General features: G+C 72.9%; 12 protein-coding genes and 4 pseudogenes. 2 read left to right on the top strand and 14 right to left on the bottom strand.

Annotated features, from left to right (window positions below; translation table 11 throughout):
- The first annotated feature begins 23 nt into the window (after positions 1-23).
- Complete coding sequence (gene yczE / locus Athai_RS12275; protein WP_203965580.1) at positions 24-680, top strand: membrane protein YczE; 657 nt, start codon at positions 24-26, stop codon at positions 678-680.
- On the opposite strand, the gene hisF is transcribed toward yczE, so the two are convergent.
- The 7 genes and pseudogenes from hisF to hisD all read right to left on the bottom strand — a co-directional run bounded on the left by hisF (position 665) and on the right by hisD (position 6438).
- Positions 665-1426, bottom strand: coding sequence for an imidazole glycerol phosphate synthase subunit HisF (gene hisF, locus Athai_RS12270; RefSeq protein WP_203961619.1), 762 nt, complete (start codon positions 1424-1426; stop codon positions 665-667). The two genes, yczE and hisF, sit on opposite strands and share 16 nt — an antisense overlap.
- A 51-nt stretch (positions 1427-1477) precedes the next feature.
- Complete coding sequence (gene priA / locus Athai_RS12265) at positions 1478-2209, bottom strand: bifunctional 1-(5-phosphoribosyl)-5-((5-phosphoribosylamino)methylideneamino)imidazole-4-carboxamide isomerase/phosphoribosylanthranilate isomerase PriA (RefSeq protein WP_203965579.1); 732 nt, start codon at positions 2207-2209, stop codon at positions 1478-1480.
- Between the two features lie 40 nt (positions 2210-2249).
- Complete coding sequence (gene hisH, locus Athai_RS12260) at positions 2250-2873, bottom strand: imidazole glycerol phosphate synthase subunit HisH (protein ID WP_203961618.1); 624 nt, start codon at positions 2871-2873, stop codon at positions 2250-2252.
- A 32-nt stretch (positions 2874-2905) separates the two neighbouring features.
- Positions 2906-3079 carry a hypothetical protein gene (locus Athai_RS12255; protein ID WP_203961617.1) on the bottom strand — a complete coding sequence of 58 codons (174 nt, stop codon included), beginning with the start codon at positions 3077-3079 and terminating at the stop codon, positions 2906-2908.
- A 197-nt stretch (positions 3080-3276) separates the two neighbouring features.
- Positions 3277-3887: pseudogene (gene hisB, locus Athai_RS12250) on the bottom strand (imidazoleglycerol-phosphate dehydratase HisB).
- 53 nt (positions 3888-3940) lie between these two features.
- The gene (locus tag Athai_RS12245) at positions 3941-5056 is read right to left on the bottom strand and encodes a histidinol-phosphate transaminase (protein ID WP_203965578.1); all 1116 of its coding nucleotides are present in this window, start codon (positions 5054-5056) and stop codon (positions 3941-3943) included.
- Positions 5057-5061: 5 nt separating this feature from the next.
- Positions 5062-6438: a histidinol dehydrogenase gene (hisD, locus tag Athai_RS12240; RefSeq protein ID WP_203961616.1), complete on the bottom strand. Its 1377-nt coding sequence runs from the start codon at positions 6436-6438 to the stop codon at positions 5062-5064.
- Positions 6439-6633: 195 nt separating this feature from the next.
- On the opposite strand from hisD, the gene Athai_RS12235 reads away from it, so the two are divergent.
- On the top strand, positions 6634-7335 hold the full coding sequence (locus Athai_RS12235) for an LON peptidase substrate-binding domain-containing protein (RefSeq protein ID WP_203961615.1): 702 nt from the start codon (positions 6634-6636) through the stop codon (positions 7333-7335).
- Between the two features lie 30 nt (positions 7336-7365).
- Here the strand turns inward: Athai_RS12235 and Athai_RS12230 are convergent, their stop codons facing one another.
- The 7 genes and pseudogenes from Athai_RS12230 to Athai_RS12200 form a co-directional block, all read right to left on the bottom strand.
- On the bottom strand, positions 7366-8634 hold the full coding sequence (locus Athai_RS12230) for a DUF2567 domain-containing protein (protein ID WP_203961614.1): 1269 nt from the start codon (positions 8632-8634) through the stop codon (positions 7366-7368).
- Positions 8635-8688: 54 nt separating this feature from the next.
- Entirely contained in the window at positions 8689-12231 is a 3543-nt protein-coding gene (dnaE, locus tag Athai_RS12225) for a DNA polymerase III subunit alpha (protein ID WP_203961613.1), read from the bottom strand.
- A 226-nt stretch (positions 12232-12457) separates the two neighbouring features.
- Positions 12458-13438: pseudogene (locus tag Athai_RS12220) on the bottom strand (MinD/ParA family ATP-binding protein); the annotation flags it as partial.
- Between the two features lie 226 nt (positions 13439-13664).
- The gene (locus Athai_RS12215; protein WP_203961612.1) at positions 13665-14636 is read right to left on the bottom strand and encodes an RluA family pseudouridine synthase; all 972 of its coding nucleotides are present in this window, start codon (positions 14634-14636) and stop codon (positions 13665-13667) included.
- 224 nt (positions 14637-14860) lie between these two features.
- Positions 14861-15487: pseudogene (lspA, locus tag Athai_RS12210) on the bottom strand (signal peptidase II); the annotation flags it as partial.
- Positions 15460-15888, bottom strand: a pseudogene (locus Athai_RS34090) (TraR/DksA family transcriptional regulator); the annotation flags it as partial. The pseudogenes Athai_RS34090 and lspA, both read right to left, overlap by 28 nt.
- Before the next feature lie 659 nt (positions 15889-16547).
- A complete protein-coding gene (locus Athai_RS12200) occupies positions 16548-17231 on the bottom strand; it encodes a hypothetical protein (RefSeq protein WP_203961610.1) in 684 nt (227 codons plus the stop codon).
- Between the last annotated feature and the right edge of the window lie 38 nt (positions 17232-17269).

Below are 17269 nucleotides of genomic sequence, written 5' to 3'. Positions count from 1 at the left end.
CACCGGCCACACCCACCCGCCGGATCGCCGCCCGGCTCACCGGCGTCCGGCTGCCCCGCCGGCTCGTCCAGCTGTACGTGGGGCTGCTCTGCTACGGCGCCAGCTCGGCGCTGATGGTGCGCGCCCGGCTCGGCCTGGACCCGTGGGACGTGTTCCACCAGGGCCTCGCCCGCCGGATCGGGCTGCCGATCGGCTGGATCGTGATCGGCGTCGGTGTGCTGGTGCTGCTGCTGTGGATCCCGCTGCGGCAGAAGCCCGGCCTCGGCACGGTGAGCAACGCGGTCCTGATCGGCCTCGCGCTGGACGCCACCCTGCGCCTGGTACCGGCGCCCGACCCGCTCTGGCTGCGCTGGGTGCTGCTGCTGTCCGGCGTCGCGCTCAACGGTGTGGCGACCGGGATGTACATCGGTGCCCGGTTCGGCCCGGGCCCGCGCGACGGGCTGATGACCGGGCTCGCCGCCCGCGGCCACTCGGTCCGAGTGGTGCGGACCGGCATCGAGCTGGCCGTGCTCGCCGCCGGGTTCCTGCTCGGCGGCCAGGTCGGCCTCGGCACCCTGATCTACGCGGTGTCGATCGGCCCGCTCGCGCACCTGATGATCCCGCTGTGGACGGTGCCCGCCCCGGCCGCCGCCGACCCGGCCGACCCGACCGGCGGGTCGGCCGGTCAGCGCACCGGCTGACCGGCCGCCGCCAACGCCTGCTTGACCTGCGCGATGCTGACCTCGCCGAAGTGGAAGATGCTCGCCGCGAGCACCGCGTCCGCGCCCGCGGCGACCGCCGGCGGGAAGTGCTCGGCAGCGCCGGCACCACCGCTCGCGACCACCGGCACGTCGACCACCGCCCGTACCGCGGTGATCATCTCCAGGTCGAACCCGGTCTTGGTGCCGTCCGCGTCCATCGAGTTGAGCAGAATCTCCCCGGCGCCCAGATCGGCGGCCCGCACCGCCCAGTCCACCGCGTCCATCCCGGTGCCGCGGCGGCCGCCGTGCGTGGTCACCTCGTACCCGCTGGGGGTGAGCCGGCTGCGCCGGGCGTCCACCGACAGCACCAGCACCTGCCGGCCGAACTGCTCGGTCACCTCACCGATCAGCTCCGGCCGGGACACCGCGGCGGTGTTCACCCCGACCTTGTCGGCGCCGGCGCGCAGCAGCGCGTCCACGTCCGCCACGGTGCGCACCCCGCCCCCGACGGTCAGCGGGATGAACACGCTCTCGGCGGTGCGCCGGACCACGTCGAACATCGTCGAGCGATCCTCGACCGAGGCGGTCACGTCGAGGAACGTCACCTCGTCGGCGCCGGCCGCGTCGTAGGCGGCCGCGAGCTCCACCGGGTCGCCGGCATCACGCAGGTTCGCGAAGTTGACCCCCTTCACCACCCGGCCGTCCGCGACGTCCAGGCAGGGAATTACCCGTACCGCGATCGTCACCTCAGCTCCCCTCCGCCAGCCGGGACCGTTCCGCGCCACTGGCCGGGGCGCTCATCGCGCCTCCGCACGCAGCACCGCGAGCGCCTCGGTCACCGTGAACGCCCCGGTGTAGAGCGCGGTACCGGCGATGGCACCCTCCACGCCGAGCGGCTCCAGCGCGGTCAGCGCGCGCAGGTCGTCGAGCGTCGACACCCCGCCGGAGGCGATCACCGGCGCGGTGGCGTGCGCGCACACGTCGCGCAGCAGGTCCAGGTTCGGGCCACGCAACATGCCGTCGGAGTTGACGTCGGTCACCACGTAGCGGGCGCAACCGGCCGCCTCCAGCCGGGCGAGCACCTCGTACAGCTCGCCACCGTCCCGGGTCCAGCCGCGGGCAGCGAGCCGGGTTCCCCGCACGTCGAGGCCGATCGCGACCCGGTCGCCGTACTCGCCGACGACCTTGTCGCACCAGTCGGGATCCTCCAGCGCGGCGGTACCGATGTTGACCCGCCGGGCGCCGGTCGACAGCGCCCGGTGCAGCGACTCGTCGTCCCGGATCCCACCGGACAGTTCCACCTGCACATCCAGCGAGCCGATCACCTCGGCCAGCAGTTCGGCGTTGGAGCCGCGACCGAACGCGGCATCCAGGTCGACCAGGTGGATCCAGCTCGCGCCCTGCTGCTGCCAGCGCAGCGCCGCCGCTCGCGGCTCGCCGAACACCCGCTCCGAACCCGCCTTGCCCTGGACCAGCTGGACGGCCCGGCCATCGGCCACGTCCACCGCGGGCAGCAGCGTCAACATGATGCAGCGTTCCCCTCGTCAGTCCCGTCCACAGTGGACGGATTTACAGCCCGGACACCCAGTTCGCCAGCAGGGTCGCACCGACGTCGCCGGACTTCTCCGGATGGAACTGGGTCGCCGACAGCGCGCCGAGCGAGACCGCCGCGACGAACACCTCGCCGTGCACGCTGGTCGCGACCCGGGCCCCGGCGGCCCGCAGCGCACGAGACGGCCGCGCCGCGTACGAGTGCACGAAATAGCATCGTGCGCCCGCGTCGAGGCCGGTGAACAGCGGGTCACCCGGCTGCCAGCTCACGGTGTTCCAGCCCATGTGCGGCACCCGCGGGGCGAGCAGCCGGGTCACCTCGCCGGGCAGCAGGCCCAACCCCTTGGTGAGGATGCCGTGCTCCCGGCCGGCGTCGAACAGGATCTGCAGCCCGACACAGATGCCGAGCACCGGCCGGCCGGCGGCGACCCGGTCGGCCACCACCGCGCGGCCACCGATGGCGTCCAGCTGGCTCACGCAGTGCGTGTACGCCCCGACGCCCGGCACCACCAGACCGTCGGCGTCGACCCCCTCGGTCGGATCGGTCGCGACCGTCACGTCGGCACCGACCCGCTGCAGCGCCCGATGCACCGAGTGGATGTTGCCCGAGCCGTAGTCGAGGACCACCACTCGACGCGCCATTGCCTACCTCTCTCCCGACCGGCCCGGCCGCCTCAGAACGTGCCCTTGGGCAACAGCCAGGCGATGCCGCCCAGCACCGCGACCACGGCCAGCACCACGAAGCCCACGATCAGCGCCCTGGACCCGCTCTGCTGCTTGATCGACCACGCGCCGCCGAGCAGAACCCCGCCCAGTGCGAACAGCGCGATGGGCAGAATGCTCTGCACTGCTGTCCCTCCCGCCCGCCTCCCGCGGGCACCTCGGCCTTCCGCCACCCGCCGGACGGCTCCCACCGCCGGCCGGGCGACCGTCCCGCCTGTATAGCAGGCCATGCATGTCGCCGGTGGTCCGGCCGCGAGCGCCGGGCGCACGGTGTGGCGGGCACCACGTACGCCCGAGCCGACCGGCACCCGGCCCGCGCCGGCTAGAGCAGCCCCTTGGTACTCGGCACCCCGCCGCCGCGCGGATCCACGGTGACCGCCTGCCGCAGCGCCCTCGCCACCGCCTTGAACTGCGCCTCCACCACGTGGTGCGCGTCCGCCCGCTGCCCCGGCCGGGCCCGCGCAGTACGTTGACGTGCAGCGTCAACTTCGCGTTGTTACCGAACGACTCCCAGATGTGCCGGGTCATGCTCGTCGGGTACTGCGGGCCGATCATCGGCGCCAGGTCGACCGGTTCGTCGTGCACCACGTACGCCCGGCCGGACAGGTCCACGACCGCCTGCACCAGCGCCTCGTCCAGCGGTACCACCGCATCGCCGAACCGCTGGATGCCGGCCTTGTCGCCCAGGGCCGCCGCGAACGCCTGCCCCAGCGCGATCGCAGTGTCCTCCAGCGTGTGGTGCGCGTCGATGTCCAGGTCGCCGACGGTGTGCACGACCAGGCCGAAGCCGCCGTGCTTGGCCAGCTGGTTGAGCATGTGGTCGAAGAACCCGACGCCGGTGGCGACGTCGGCGCCACCGGTGCCGTCCAGATCGATCTCGACCAGCACCTTGGTCTCGCCGGTGGTGCGTTCCACCCGGGCGGTCCTCGTCATGCGCAGCTCCGCGGGTTCGCGTTGGGTTCTCGGATCGGGGTCGACGGGCCGGCTCAGCCGCTCGGCGCGCCGGCACCCGCCGGATGCACCGAACGTAACGCAGTGAGGAAGGCGTCGGTTTCGACGGGGGTGCCGGCGCTGACCCGCAGCCAGCCCGGCAGGCCGACGTCGCGTACCAGCACCCCGTCGTCCAGCAGCGCCTGCCAGACCCGCTTCTGGTCGTTGCCGGCGAAGCCACCGAACAGGACGAAGTTCGCGTCGCTCGCGGCGACGCGCAGGCCCATCGCGGTCAGCTCGGTGACGATCCGGTCCCGTTCGGTCTTCAGCGCGTCCACCGTGGCCAGCAACGCGTCGGAGTGTGCCAGGGCGGCGCGGGCGACCGCCTGGGTCAGCGCCGACAGGTGGTACGGCAGCCGGACCAGCTGCAGCGCGTCCACCACCGCGGGCGCCGCGGCGAGGTAGCCCACCCGGGCACCGGCCAGCGCGAACGCCTTGCTCATGGTGCGCGTCACCACCAACCGGGGGTACCTGTCCAGCAGCTCCAGCGCCGTCGGCGTGCCGGGCCGGGCGAACTCCGCGTACGCCTCGTCCACGACGACCATGCCCGGTGCCGCGGCGGCGATCGCGTCGAGCGTCTCCAGCGACACCGCGGTACCGGTCGGGTTGTTCGGCGAGCAGACGAACACCACCTCCGGCCGGCGTTGCTCGATCAACGCGACGGCGGCGTCGGTGTCGATGCCGAAGTCGGCCGCCCGCGGCCCGTCCAGCCATCCGGTGCCGGTGGCGAGCGCGATCAGCGGGTGCATCGAGTACGCCGGGGTGAACCCCAGCGCGGTCCGCCCGGCGCCGCCGAACGCCTGCAACAGCTGCTGCAGCACCTCGTTGGAACCGTTCGCCGCCCACACCTGTGCCGCGGCGAGGTGCCGGCCGTGCCGGGCGCTCAGGTACCGGGCCAGGTCGGCGCGCAGCGCGACCGCGTCCCGGTCCGGGTAGCGATTGAGGTCACGCAGCTGCGCGCCGAGCGCGTCGGCCATCGCGGCGGTCACCTCGTCCGGCACCGGGTACGAGTTCTCGTTGGTGTTGAGCCGGATCGGCACGTTCAGCTGCGGCGCCCCGTACGGCGTGCGGCCACGCAGGTCGTCACGCAGCGGCAGGTCGGCCAGCGCGATGTCGGTCACACCGCACCGCCGAACCGGGCCGTGACCGCCTGCCCGTGCGCCGGCAGATCCTCGGCCGCCGACAGCGCCACCACGTGCGGAGCCACCTCGCGCAGCGCCTGCTGCGAGTAGTCGACGACGTGGATGCCGCGCAGGAACGTCTGCACCGACAGGCCGGACGAGTGCCGCGCGCAGCCGCCGGTGGGCAGCACGTGGTTGGACCCCGCCGCGTAGTCACCGAGCGACACCGGCGAGTACGCCCCGACGAAGATCGCGCCGGCGTTGCGCACCCGGGACGCCACCCGCGCCGCGTCCGCGGTCTGGATCTCCAGGTGCTCGGCCGCGTAGGCGTCCACCACCCGCAGGCCGTGGTCGAGATCGTCCACCAGCACCACCCCGGACTGCTTGCCGGACAGCGCGGTGGCCACCCGCTCGTGGTGCCGGGTCGCCGGCACCTGCACGGCGAGCTGCGCCTCCACCGCCGCGAGCAGCGACTCGCTCGGGGTGACCAGCACGCTCGCCGCGGCCGGGTCGTGCTCGGCCTGGCTGATCAGGTCGGCGGCCACGTGCACCGGGTCGGCAGTGTCGTCGGCGAGCACGGCGATCTCGGTGGTCCCGGCCTCCGAGTCGATCCCGACCACGCCGCGCAGCATCCGCTTCGCCGCGGTGACGAAGATGTTGCCCGGCCCGGTGACCAGGTCGACCGGCTCCAGCAACCAGCCGCCGACCGGATCGCCGGCCAGCTCCGGATCGGCGACCGGCTCGTCGGCCGACTCCGCGGCGGCGGCCGACTCGGCGCGCAGCCCATAGGCGAACGCGGCGATCGCCTGCGCGCCGCCGATCGCGTACACCTCGTCGACGCCGAGTAGGGCGCAGGCGGCGAGGACGCCCGGGTGCGGCAGGCCGGTGTCGCGCTGCGGCGGCGAGGCCAGCGCGATCGAGGACACGCCGGCCAGCTGCGCCGGCACCACGTTCATCACCACGCTGGACAGCAGCGGCGCGAGGCCGCCCGGCACGTACAGCCCGACCCGGGACACCGGCACCCAGCGCTCGGTGACGGTGCCGCCCGGGACGACCTGGGTGGTCACATCGGTGCGGCGTTGGTCGGCGTGCACCGCGCGGGCCCGGTCGATCGAGGTCTGCAGCCCGACGCGGACCGCGTCGTCGAGCGTGCCAGCCGCCGCCGCGATCGCCTCGGCCGGCACCCGCAGCCGGCGCGGCCGGACCCGGTCGAACCGCTCCGTGGCGGCCAGCACCGCGGGCACGCCATGCTGATGCACCGCCTCGACGGTCGGCCGGATCTGTTCGATCGCGGCCGCCACGTCGAGCTGGGCACGGGGCAGCACGTCGCGCGGGTCCGTGGTGGTACCGCGCAGGTCGACACGAGTCAGCACGCGTCAAGTCTAGGCGTCCCGACCTGCGGGAACCGGTGGCGTAGGGCACCACGACCGACATCGATCGCCGACGAGGGCGGCGAGCCGGACCGGATCGGCGTTCCGGCATGGACAGGCGTGCCGAGGGCGGAAACGGCCAGGAAGGCGGTCCGTCGGGAGTCGGCCCGGCAGCGGGCAACCCGTAGGCTCGGTACTGTGACCGACGCCATTCCGCTGTTCCCGCTGGGGACCGTGCTGTTCCCCGGGGTCGTGCTGCCGCTGCACATCTTCGAGCCGCGTTACCGCGCGCTGGTGAAGCACCTCACGCAGCAGCCCGCCGAGCGCGACCGCGAGTTCGGTGTGGTGGCGATCCGTCGCGGCACCGAGACCGGCGACCACGACGGCACCACCCTCTACGAGGTCGGCTGCAGCGCCGAGTTGCGGCAGGTCACCAGCCACCCCGACGGGCGCTACGACGTGGTCGCGGTCGGCCGCCGCCGGTTCGCCGTGGTGGCCGTCGACACCGACTCCGCACCGTACCTGCGCGCCTCGGTCGACTGGCTGCCGGAACGGTCCGACCCGGCCGAGCTGCGCCAGGCCGAGACGCTGGTGCCGAGCGTGCTCGCCGCGTTCCGCCGGTACCTGCGCGAGCTCGCCCACGTGGCCGGCCCGGACGCGGTGTCCCCCGAGGCGGCGCAGGACCAGCTGCCGGACGATCCGGCGGTGCTGTCGCATCTGGTCGCCGCGAGCGCCTCGCTGAGCGTGGCGGACCGGCAGCGGCTGCTCGCCGAGCCGGACGCCGCGCACCGGCTGCGCGGCGAGCTCGGCCTGCTTCGTCGGGAGACGAGCCTGGTCGCGGCGCTGTCCGCGGTACCGGCGGCCCTCACCGACTTCCAGGTACCGGCCGGGGTCAACTGACCGGCCGCCGGGATGCCGGGCGACCTCGGCTCAGGACCGGCGTGGCGCGTCCGGCCAGTCCACCGGGTCCATCGGCGCCGGTGGCGGTGTCTGGGCAGGTGCGGCCGGGAAGCCGTCGGGCGCGAACGGGTCGACCGGCGAGCCGGCCCCCCACGATGCGTCCGGTCCCTGCCGCCCGTCCGGTGCGGCGGGGTGCGGCGCCGGGCCAGCCGCCTGCGCCGGCCCCGCGGCCGGTGGGCCGGACGGCCCCGGACCCGACTGCCCCGCAGCGGACGGCCCCGCAGCGGACGACCCGGGACCGGACGGCCCTTGACCGGCCAGCCCGGGAGCGGATGGCCCCGGATCCGAACGCCGCGGAGCGGACGGCCCCGGACCGGACGGCGAAGCGGCTGCGTCCGGCGCGGCGCCGGGAGCGCCGAACGCCGGCGGTGGCGGACCACCTACCGGCGGGCCGGGTGGCGGAGCCGGCCAGGCGATGCCGGGGACCGCGTCGTCGGGCCGGGGTGCCGGCCCGGCCACCACCCCGCCGGTCGCCACCGCCCCGGGTGCGGCGGCGCTGTCCGCGTCGGGCCCGACGCGGGACGACGATCCGGCCGACGTCGGCGCATCGGCCGGGTCGTCCGCCGGGCCGGCGCCCGCCGGTCCCGGCTGGTGGTCCGGCCCGGCGGCCGGCGTGCCGGAATCCGGCTCCGTCGACCCGGCGCTGTTCCGGGCCGGGATCAGCGGCAGTCGCACCGGGTCGACCAGCTCTGGCTCGGCGGGCCCCGCGGTCCGCCGGGCCCGTAACGCGGGATACCGGGAGAAACCGGCCAACACGGTGTAGGTGAGCACCGCGAACAGCGGCGCCAGCACGATCGCGCCGCGCGCACCGAGCCGCAGCGGGTAGGGGAACCGCCAGCCCGGCTGGGCGGCGCCGAGCAGTGCGTCGAAGTCGGCGAGCCCGACCCGGCCACCGACCCAGGCGGTGAGCAGCGCGCAGCCCGCGCCACCCAGCGCGAGCACGACGAGCAGCAGCGGCCCCCGGTAGCGGCGCAGCACCACCCAGCAGACGATCGCGGCGACCAGGCCGGTCGCCGCGGTCAGCACCGCGAGCCGCCCGTCCGCCGCGGCGAACGTCTCGGTCTCCAGGTCGTACATCCCGCCCTGATCGGTCATGATGACCTCGGCGCGGGGGGACAGCGCCGACCAGAGCAGGCCGAGCGGCGCGCCGACCGCCGCGACACACACCGCCGCGACGACCAGCACGAGTGCCTCCGCCCACCGCGGCACGCCGGGTCGGCGCGGCATCGTCGTCTTCATCGCGGCGATTCTCCCAACCTCAGGCAAGTCGGCGGATCCGGGCCCCGCGGCCAGCTATTCGAGGCAACCGGCGCCGAGCAGGCTCTTCAGTTCGGAGGTGAGGCCGGGGCCGGGCGTGACCCGCAGCGTGTCGTCGAGGGCCAGCAGGTGGTTGCGTTCCCGGCCGACCAGCTTGACCCGCACCGCGGTCTCTCCTCGGTTGTTCAGCAACGTGCGTTTGAACTCGCCCACCAGGTCCGGGTCGACCCGCTCGGCCTGGATGGCGATGGTCACGGCCGGCTCCGCGGCCAGGTCGGCGTCGGTGATCTCCAGCGTACGCAGGTCCATCGCGACCACGCTGATCTCCTGGTCGCGCCGGTTGACCCGGCCCTTCACCGCGATCGTCAGGTCCGGCGCGAGGTACTGCCCGACCAACTCGTAGGTCTTCGGGAAGAACAGCACCTCGATGCCGGCGTCGAGATCCTCCACCGTCGCCTTCGCCCACGCGTTGCCCTGCTTGGTGACCCGGCGCTCCAGCGCGGAGATGATGCCGGCGATGGTCACCGACGTGCCGTCCGCGACGTCGCCGGAGACCAGGTCGGCGATGCGCTGCTCGCTGTTCTTGCGCAGCACCCGCTCGGCGCCGTCCAGGGGGTGCCCCGACACGTACAGTCCGAGCATCTCGCGCTCGAACTCCAGCGCGGTCTTGCGCGGCCAGTCGTCGCCGGTCAGGTCGACCTCCATGCCCACCACGGTGTCCGAGGCGGTGTCGGTCATCCCACCGAACAGGTCGAACTGGCCCTCCGCCTCGCGCCGCTTCACCCCGGTCATGGCCTCGACCATGGTCTCGTGCTGTTCCAGCATCGGCCGCCGCGGATGCCCCAGCGAGTCGAACGCTCCCGCCTTGATCAGCGACTCGATCACCCTCTTGTTGCACACCGGCAGCTCGATCTTCTGCATGAAGTCGGTGAACGAGGTGTACGGCTGCTTCTGCTTGCGGGTGTTGATGATGCTGGTGACCACGTTGGCGCCGACGTTGCGCACCGCACCCAGGCCGAACCGGATGTCGGCACCGACGGCGGTGAAGTAGTTGTCGGAGTCGTTGACATCCGGCGGCAGCACCTTGATGCCCATCTTGCGGCACTCGGCGAGATAGACCGCCATCTTGTCCTTCGAGTCGCCGACCGAGGTCAGCAGCGCCGCCATGTACTCGGCGGGAAAGTTGGCCTTCAGGTAGGCGGTCCAGTAGGACACCACCGCGTAGCCGGCGGCGTGCGACTTGTTGAACGCGTACCCGGCGAACGGCAGGACCGTGTCCCACAGCGTCTGGATGGCGTCGTCGGAGTATTTGTTCTCCCGCATTCCCTTCTGGAACGCGGCGAACTGCTCCTCCAGCACCTCCTTCTTCTTCTTGCCCATCGCCTTGCGCAGGATGTCGGCCTGGCCCATCGTGAAGCCGGCGACCTTCTGCGCGATGAGCATGATCTGCTCCTGGTAGACGATCAGGCCGTACGTCTCGGCCAGGATGTCGCGCAGCGGCTCCTCCAGCTCGGGGTGGATCGGCACGATCTGCTGCCGGCCGTTCTTGCGGTCGGCGTAGTTGAGGTGGGCGTTGACGGCCATCGGCCCCGGGCGGTACAGCGCGATCACGGCGGTGGCGTCGGAGAAGCCGGTCGGCCCCATCCGTTGCAGCAGCGCCCGCATCGCGGTGCCGTCCAGCTGGAACACGCCGAGCGTCTCGCCGCGCGCCATCAGCTCGTACGTGGCCTTGTCGTCGAGCTCCAGGGTCTCCAGGTCGATCTCGACGCCGCGGTTGGCCCGGATGTTGTTGATCGCGTCCCCGATGACCGTCAGGTTGCGCAGGCCGAGGAAGTCCATCTTCAACAGACCCATCGACTCGCACGACGGGTAGTCGAAGCCGGTGATCATCGCGCCGTCCTGCGGCCGGGCCCACACCGGCACCGAGTCGATCACCGGCTCGGACGACATGATCACCGCGCAGGCGTGCACTCCGGCCTGCCGGATCAGCCCCTCCAGCCCGCGGGCGGTCTCGAAGATCTTGCCGACCTGCGGGTCGGTCTCGATCAGGGTGCGGACCTCGGTCGCCTCCGCGTACCGCTCGTGCTTCGGGTCGACGATCCCGGACAGCGGGATGTCCTTGGCCGCCACCGGCGGTGGCAGCGCCTTGGAGATCTTGTCCGCGATGGAGAAGCCCGGCTGGCCGAAGTGGATCCGCGCCGCGTCCTTGAGTGCCGCCTTCGTCTTGATCGTGCCGAACGTGATGACCTGGGCGATCTTGTCCGCGCCGTACTTCGCGACCGCGTAGTCGATCATCTCGCCGCGGCGGCGGTCGTCGAAGTCCAGGTCGATGTCGGGCATCGAGATGCGTTCGGGATTGAGGAACCGCTCGAACAGCAGGCCCAGCGGAATCGGGTCCAGCGCGGTGATGCCCAGCGCGTACGCCACGAGGGCGCCCACCGCCGACCCGCGGCCCGGCCCGGCGTAGATCCCGGACTCCTTGGCGTGTCGCACCAGGTCGGCCACGACCAGGAAGTACGCCGGGAAGCCCATCCGGTTGATGACGCTCAGCTCGTAGTTGGCGCGCTCCCGGTGGCCGTCCGGGATGCCGCCCGGGAACCGCTTCGCGAGGCCCTCCATCACCTCGTGTTCCAACCAGGTCTCCGCGTTGTACCCGTCCGGCACGTCGAAGAGCGGCATCCGGTCGTGGTGCGCGAAGACCTCCTCGTACGACCCGACGCGCTCGGCGATCAGCAGCGTGTTGTCGCAGGCCCCGGGAAGCTGGGAGTCCCACAGCTCGCGCATCTGCGCCGGCGACTTGATGTAGTAGCCGCCGCCGTCGAGCTTGAACCGGTTCGGGTCGTCCAGGGTGCTGCCGGACTGCACGCACAGCAGCGCCTCGTGCGCCTTGGCGTCCTCGGCGGCCACGTAGTGCGAGTCGTTGGTGATCACCGGGCGCAGGTCGAACCGCTTGCCGATGTCGAGCAGCCCGGTGCGGACCCGCTTCTCGATGTCGAGCCCGTGGTCCATCAGCTCCAGGAAGAAGTTGTCCCGGCCGAAGATCTCCAGGTAGCGCTCGGCCGCCGCGTACGCCTCCTCCTCCTGACCGAGCCGCAGCCGGGTCTGGATCTCCCCGGACGGGCAGCCGGTGGTGGCGATGATGCCCTCGGTGTGCCCCGAGATCAGCTCGGTGTCCATCCGGGGCTTGTAGTAGTAGCCCTCGATCGACGCCCGGCTGGACAGCGTGAACAGGTTGCGCAGGCCGGTGGCGTTCTCCGCCCACATGGTCATGTGCGTGTACGCACCGCCACCGGAGACGTCGTCGCTGCGCTGGTCCGGACGACCCCACCGAACCGGCTGCTTGTACGACCGGTCGCCGGGCGCCAGGTAGGCCTCGATGCCGAGGATCGGCTTCACGCCGGTCTTCGTCGCCTCCTGGTAGAACGCGTACGCCCCGTACATGTTGCCGTGGTCGGTCATCGCGATCGAGTCCATGCCCTGCCGCTGGACCTCGGCCAACAGCGGCTTCAGGCGGGCCGCGCCATCCAACATCGAGTATTCGGTGTGCACGTGCAGATGTGCGAACCCGGACGCCGACATGGCGCGCCTCGCCCCCCTCGTATTCACCTGGACAACCCCGCGTGCGGCCGGCGCCAGGCGGCGACCGCGGCCGTGCCGGGAGGTGTATGGCCGCACTCCCGGCGACCCCACCACGTTAGGAGCGGGGTCCGACAGAAAACCTATCGCCCCGAACGCCGCCGCTGCCGGCCGGCACGCCCGGGGGCCCGCGGACGTGGCAACCGCCACCCGCGACCGGCCGCCGCGGTCACCGGCCGGGTTCGAAGCCCTCGCTGATCGCGACCCCGGCGTACAGCCAGGCCATCCGGGTGGCGGGAGCCAGCTGCGAGTACTCGATGGTCGAACCGGGCTCCAGCGACACGTCGTAGGGCACCACGATCGAGGTCCGGGTACGCGAGCCGAAGTGCTTGAGCAGATCGGCGGTGAGCGGCAGCGGGTTCGGTGTCGGGCAGCTGATCACGGTGGTCGCCCCGGCCACCAGCTCACCCATCCCCTGCTCTTCCAGCAGGTCCAGCATCCAGTCGGCGGTGAACGCCGCGTCCTCCCGCGGCACGGTGGTCACGACCAGCTGGTCGGCCGCCCGCAGCACCGTCTGCCAGTTCGGCGACTCGACGTTGTTGCCGGTGTCGACGCAGATCACGTCGTGGGTGCCGGCGAGCAGGGTGAGCACCCGGCGCACCGTGGCCGGGTCGAGCCGGCGGGCGATGCGCGGATCCTCGTCACCGGCCAGCACGTCGAACGAGCCGTCCTTGGTGTGTCGCAGATAGTCGTCCAACACCTCGGACAGGATCCCCGGGCCGGTCTCGATCCGGTCCAGATCGTCGACCAGGTGCCGGATGGTCCGGGCGTGCCGGGCGGTACCGGCGCGCAGCCCCAGCGTGCCGCGCAGCTCGTTGTCGTCCCAGGCGAGCACGCCGCCGCTGCGGGCACTGCCGAGCGTGGCCGCGGTCAGCACCGTCGCGGTGGTCTTGTGCACGCCGCCCTTCGGGTTGACGAACGCCACCACCCGGGACCGGCCGAAGTCGCGGCGCAGCGCCGCGAGCAGTCCGTCCACCGAACCCGTCGCGTACGCCTCCGGGCGGTGCCCGCCGACCTGGACCGGGACCGGCGCACCGCGGCGGCCGGCCCGCGTCTCGGGGGCCGGAGAGGGTCGAGGCACCAGCGGCGGGGCACCCACCCGGGCCCGCCCGACCCCGGCCTGACCGCGGCCGGGCTGGGCCGGCGCGGCGTCCACGCCGCCCTCACCGTCCCGCGGCCTGCCGCGACCCAGCAGGTTCCGCCACCGCGACCCCGAGTCACCGGAGCGGTACGCTCCGGCTCCGGACTGATCCACGCTCGCCTCCCGCCCGACGCCTCACCCACCAACAGGCTACGGAGCCGCCCGAACTTTGCCAGCCCCGCGACCGGCATCGATCTGTTCAACGAGCGAGCGGGCCCATCGCGGACCCGGGGTGTCACCCTTCGCCGCGCAGTACCGCCAGAGCGTGAGCGAGATCCTCCGGGTACTCGCTGACGAACCGCACCCGGTCGCCCGACCCCGGATGATCGAACGCCAGCTCACGGGCGTGCAGCCACTGCCGGGACAGACCGAGCCGCTTGGCCAGGGTCGGATCCGCGCCATAGGTCAGATCACCGGCGCACGGGTGCCGCAGCGCCGAGAAGTGCACCCGGATCTGATGCGTACGGCCGGTCTCCAGCCGGACGTCGACCAGGCTCGCCGCCGGGAACGCCTCCAGCGTGTCGTAGTGCGTGACGCTGGGTTTGCCGCCCGACACCACCGCGAACTTGTAGTCGTGCTGCGGGTGCCGATCGATCGGCGCGTCCACCGTGCCGCGCAGCGGGTCGAGCTGGCCCTGCACCACCGCGTGATAGCGCTTTTCCACCGTGCGCACCTTGAACGCGCGCTTCAGGATCCGGTACGCCCGCTCGCTCTTGGCCACCACCATCAGCCCGGAGGTGCCCACGTCGAGCCGGTGCACGATGCCCTGCCGCTCGGCCGCGCCGCTGGTCGCGACGGTCTGCCCCATCGCGGCGAGACCACCGAGCACGGTGGGGCCGGACCAGCCCGGGCTGCCGTGCGCCGCCACCCCGACCGGCTTGTCCACCACCACGATGTCGTCATCGGAGTGCACGATGCGCAATCCGTCGACCGGGCGCGCCACGATGGTCGGCGCGCCCTCCGGCGGCGGCAGCGTCACCTCCAGGTACGCCCCGGCATCGACCCGATCCGACTTCGCCGGCGTGGTCCCGTCGAGGGCCACCTCGCCGGCCGCGACCAGGTCCGCGGCCGCGGTGCGGGACAGCCCGAACAGCCGCGCCAGCGCCTGGTCGACCCGCATCCCGGCCAGCCCGTCCGGCACCGGCAGGGCACGATGCTCACCGACCGGCGCCGCCGGGGCGGCGCCGTCAAAACGCGCACCGGTCATGACGATCGGTCCGTCCGGCCGGTGGCGGGCCCGCCACTCGCGGCACGATCACCGCCGTCGGACCCGGCGTCCCGGCTCGTCTCACCCGGCGTCTCGGCGCCCGTGCCGGCATCGGTCGGGTCCGGCCGGCCCCCGGCCGCCGGGCCGGCATCGGCAGCCGTTGCCGCCGTCGTCGCGGCATCGGTGCGCTCGGCGCCGCCGGCCCGCCCCGCGGCGACCGGCTCCGGCTCGTCGGCCGCCTTCGCGTCGTCGGCGCTGCGCCCCGCCCGGGTGCCGTCGATCCGGCGCCCGGTCAGTTCGAGCAGCACCGCGATGATCACGCCCACCACGAGGCACGAGTCGGCCGCGTTGAAGATCGGCCAGGGGTGGCCGTCCGGGCTGAACACGCTGATGAAATCGACCACGCCACCGCGCAGCGGTCCCGGCGCCCGGAACAGCCGGTCGGTCAGGTTGCCGGCCGCGCCGCCGAGCACCAGACCGAGCGCCACCGCCCACGGCCAGGACCGCAACCGCCGGGCGAACCGGATGATCACGATGATCACCACCACCGCGACCGCGGCAAGGATCGCCGTGTAACCGGTCCCGCCGATGTTGAAGGCGGCGCCCTGGTTGCGGGTCAGCGACAGGTAGACCGCGCCGCCGAGCAACCGGACCGGATCGCCGGGGTGCAGGTTCGCCACGGCGACGACCTTGGTGATGATGTCGACCACCAGCGCCACCACCGCGATGCCGGCCAGCAACCCGACGACACGTCGGGAGGCGGGACCGCGACTCGGCTGCGCGTGATCATCGCCGGACGGGATCCGGTCGGTGCTGTCCTCGCTCAGCGCCGTTCCTCCAACTGCTTGCACGCCACGCAGAGCGTCGCCGACGGGAACGCGGCGAGTCGCCCGGCGGGAATCGGGTTCCCGCACCGCTCACAGTATCCGTAGTGGCCGTCGTCGAGCCGCTCCAGGGCACGCTCGACCTGCGTCACCCGGTCCCTGATGCCGTTGGCCAGGGAAATCTCCTGCTCACGCTCGAACGTCTTGGTCCCGGTGTCCGCCTGGTCGTCGCCCGCCGAGTCGGTCAGCCGGTCGCGCTGCAGGTCGGTCAGCTGCGCCATGGTCTTCTCGTACTCGGTGTGCAACTCGATGAGGCGCTCGTGCAACGCCACCCGAATCGTCTCGGTCTCCGCCGCGCTGCGGGTCTTGCGGGTGGCCCGCTTGGCCGCGGGCTTGCTGGCGGACTTGGTGGCGTCGGCGGCGGACGCGGAGGAGCGCCGGGGCGCCGGCTTCTTGGCGGCCGACCGCGGCGCCTCGCTCTGGGCGGCACTGCCGGCGCGGCCGGTGCCCTCGGCGGCTCGACCGCCGCCGCTGCGACCGTCGTTCGCGCGCTTCGAGTCGGCAGCGGAGGATGCTGTCGTCCGGCGTGCCGCGCCCGTGCTCTTGGTACCCGATTTGGTGGTCATCGTCGCCCCCTTGGCCGCGCTCCCGCGGCGGTCGTGGTGGATGTCATCGACCTCGCCGACGTATTGGGGTCGGGCGTCGAGACGGATGACTCGACCGGCCGGTGGCCGATCTCGGTATGGCCCACTGCCAAGGAGACCGCCGTCGGGATCGTGTGGTGCTTCCGCACCGCCCGATTGCCCCACGTGACCAGCACGCAGCCACCTCGGTCACCGACCGAAACACGGCGTTGTCTGGCCATTTCGGCTCCCACATGCAAAACGGGCGCGACACGTCGAGCCCTCGGCCCGACGCGACGCGCGTGGAACCACCAAGGATACGGAGTAGTTGGGCGTCCGACAAACATCCGCGAATATCCGACTGTCAGCGCCCGATCGCCCTCAGTGAGGGATATGCTGACCGGTTCCCCGGCCCCGAGCCACCAACGCCCACCAGGCGACGACGCCCCGGGCGGGCGATCAGGTCAGGCCAGGTCGGGGGTGCCACCCAGCAGCACGGTGTCCGGCTGGCACCAGCCGCACGGCCCGAACCCCAGTTCGACGGCCTCCGCGACGGGCAGCGGTTCCGCCTCCTTGTCGAGCAGGTGCGGACAGCCGGTGACGTGGTAGCGCGGCCTGCCGTCGACGACGAGCACCTCGGCCGGCAGCCGGGCGATCAGTTCCGCGTCGGAACGTGGTGTTCGCTGCACCGGCGGCTCGTCCAGCGGGTCGTCCGACGGATCATCCGGCTCGTCCACCCGGTCGGTCGACCACGCCTCGTCGGGCGCCGCTGCGGCACGGGCCGGCGTGTCGCGCCCGGGTTCGTCGTCCGCCGGGGCGGTGGCCCGGTCGAGTGGCCACGGCGGCCGCTCGTCGTCGGCCGACGCCGGGACCCGGCGCGGTGGCAGGTTCGACCCGTCACGCGGCGCGGCACCCGAGTGGGCGACCACCGACGGGGGGTCGATGGCCGGCTGGCGCTCGTCCTCCGGGTCCGCCGAGGTGTCGTCGGTGTGGTCCGCGTGCGATCGACGGGCGCCCAGGTAGAGCGCCACCGCCGCGAGCAGACTGACCGCGATCGACACCACGAGCAACAGGTCCACGCCACGCAGCAACCCGAGCACCAGCAGCACCGCCGCGATCAGGATCAGCAGCAAGCTGGCAATGATCAAGAGTCACCTCGGCGGCGTGCGGATCCGGTTCGGGAGGA

The sequence above is a fragment of the Actinocatenispora thailandica genome, from assembly GCF_016865425.1.
Taxonomy (GTDB): Bacteria; Actinomycetota; Actinomycetes; order Mycobacteriales; family Micromonosporaceae; genus Actinocatenispora; species Actinocatenispora thailandica.
This window is presented reverse-complemented; position numbering and strand designations above follow the sequence as displayed.

What these genes read in the sequence shown, in the direction of transcription:
- Athai_RS12230 (WP_203961614.1), bottom strand. Translation starts at nt 8,634, where the DNA reads ATGAAGACGACGATGCCGCGCCGACCCGGCGTGCCGCGGTGGGCGGAG.
- hisH (WP_203961618.1), bottom strand. Translation starts at nt 2,873, where the DNA reads ATGGCGCGTCGAGTGGTGGTCCTCGACTACGGCTCGGGCAACATCCAC.
- Athai_RS12215 (WP_203961612.1), bottom strand. Translation starts at nt 14,636, where the DNA reads ATGACCGGTGCGCGTTTTGACGGCGCCGCCCCGGCGGCGCCGGTCGGT.
- dnaE (WP_203961613.1), bottom strand. Translation starts at nt 12,231, where the DNA reads ATGTCGGCGTCCGGGTTCGCACATCTGCACGTGCACACCGAATACTCG.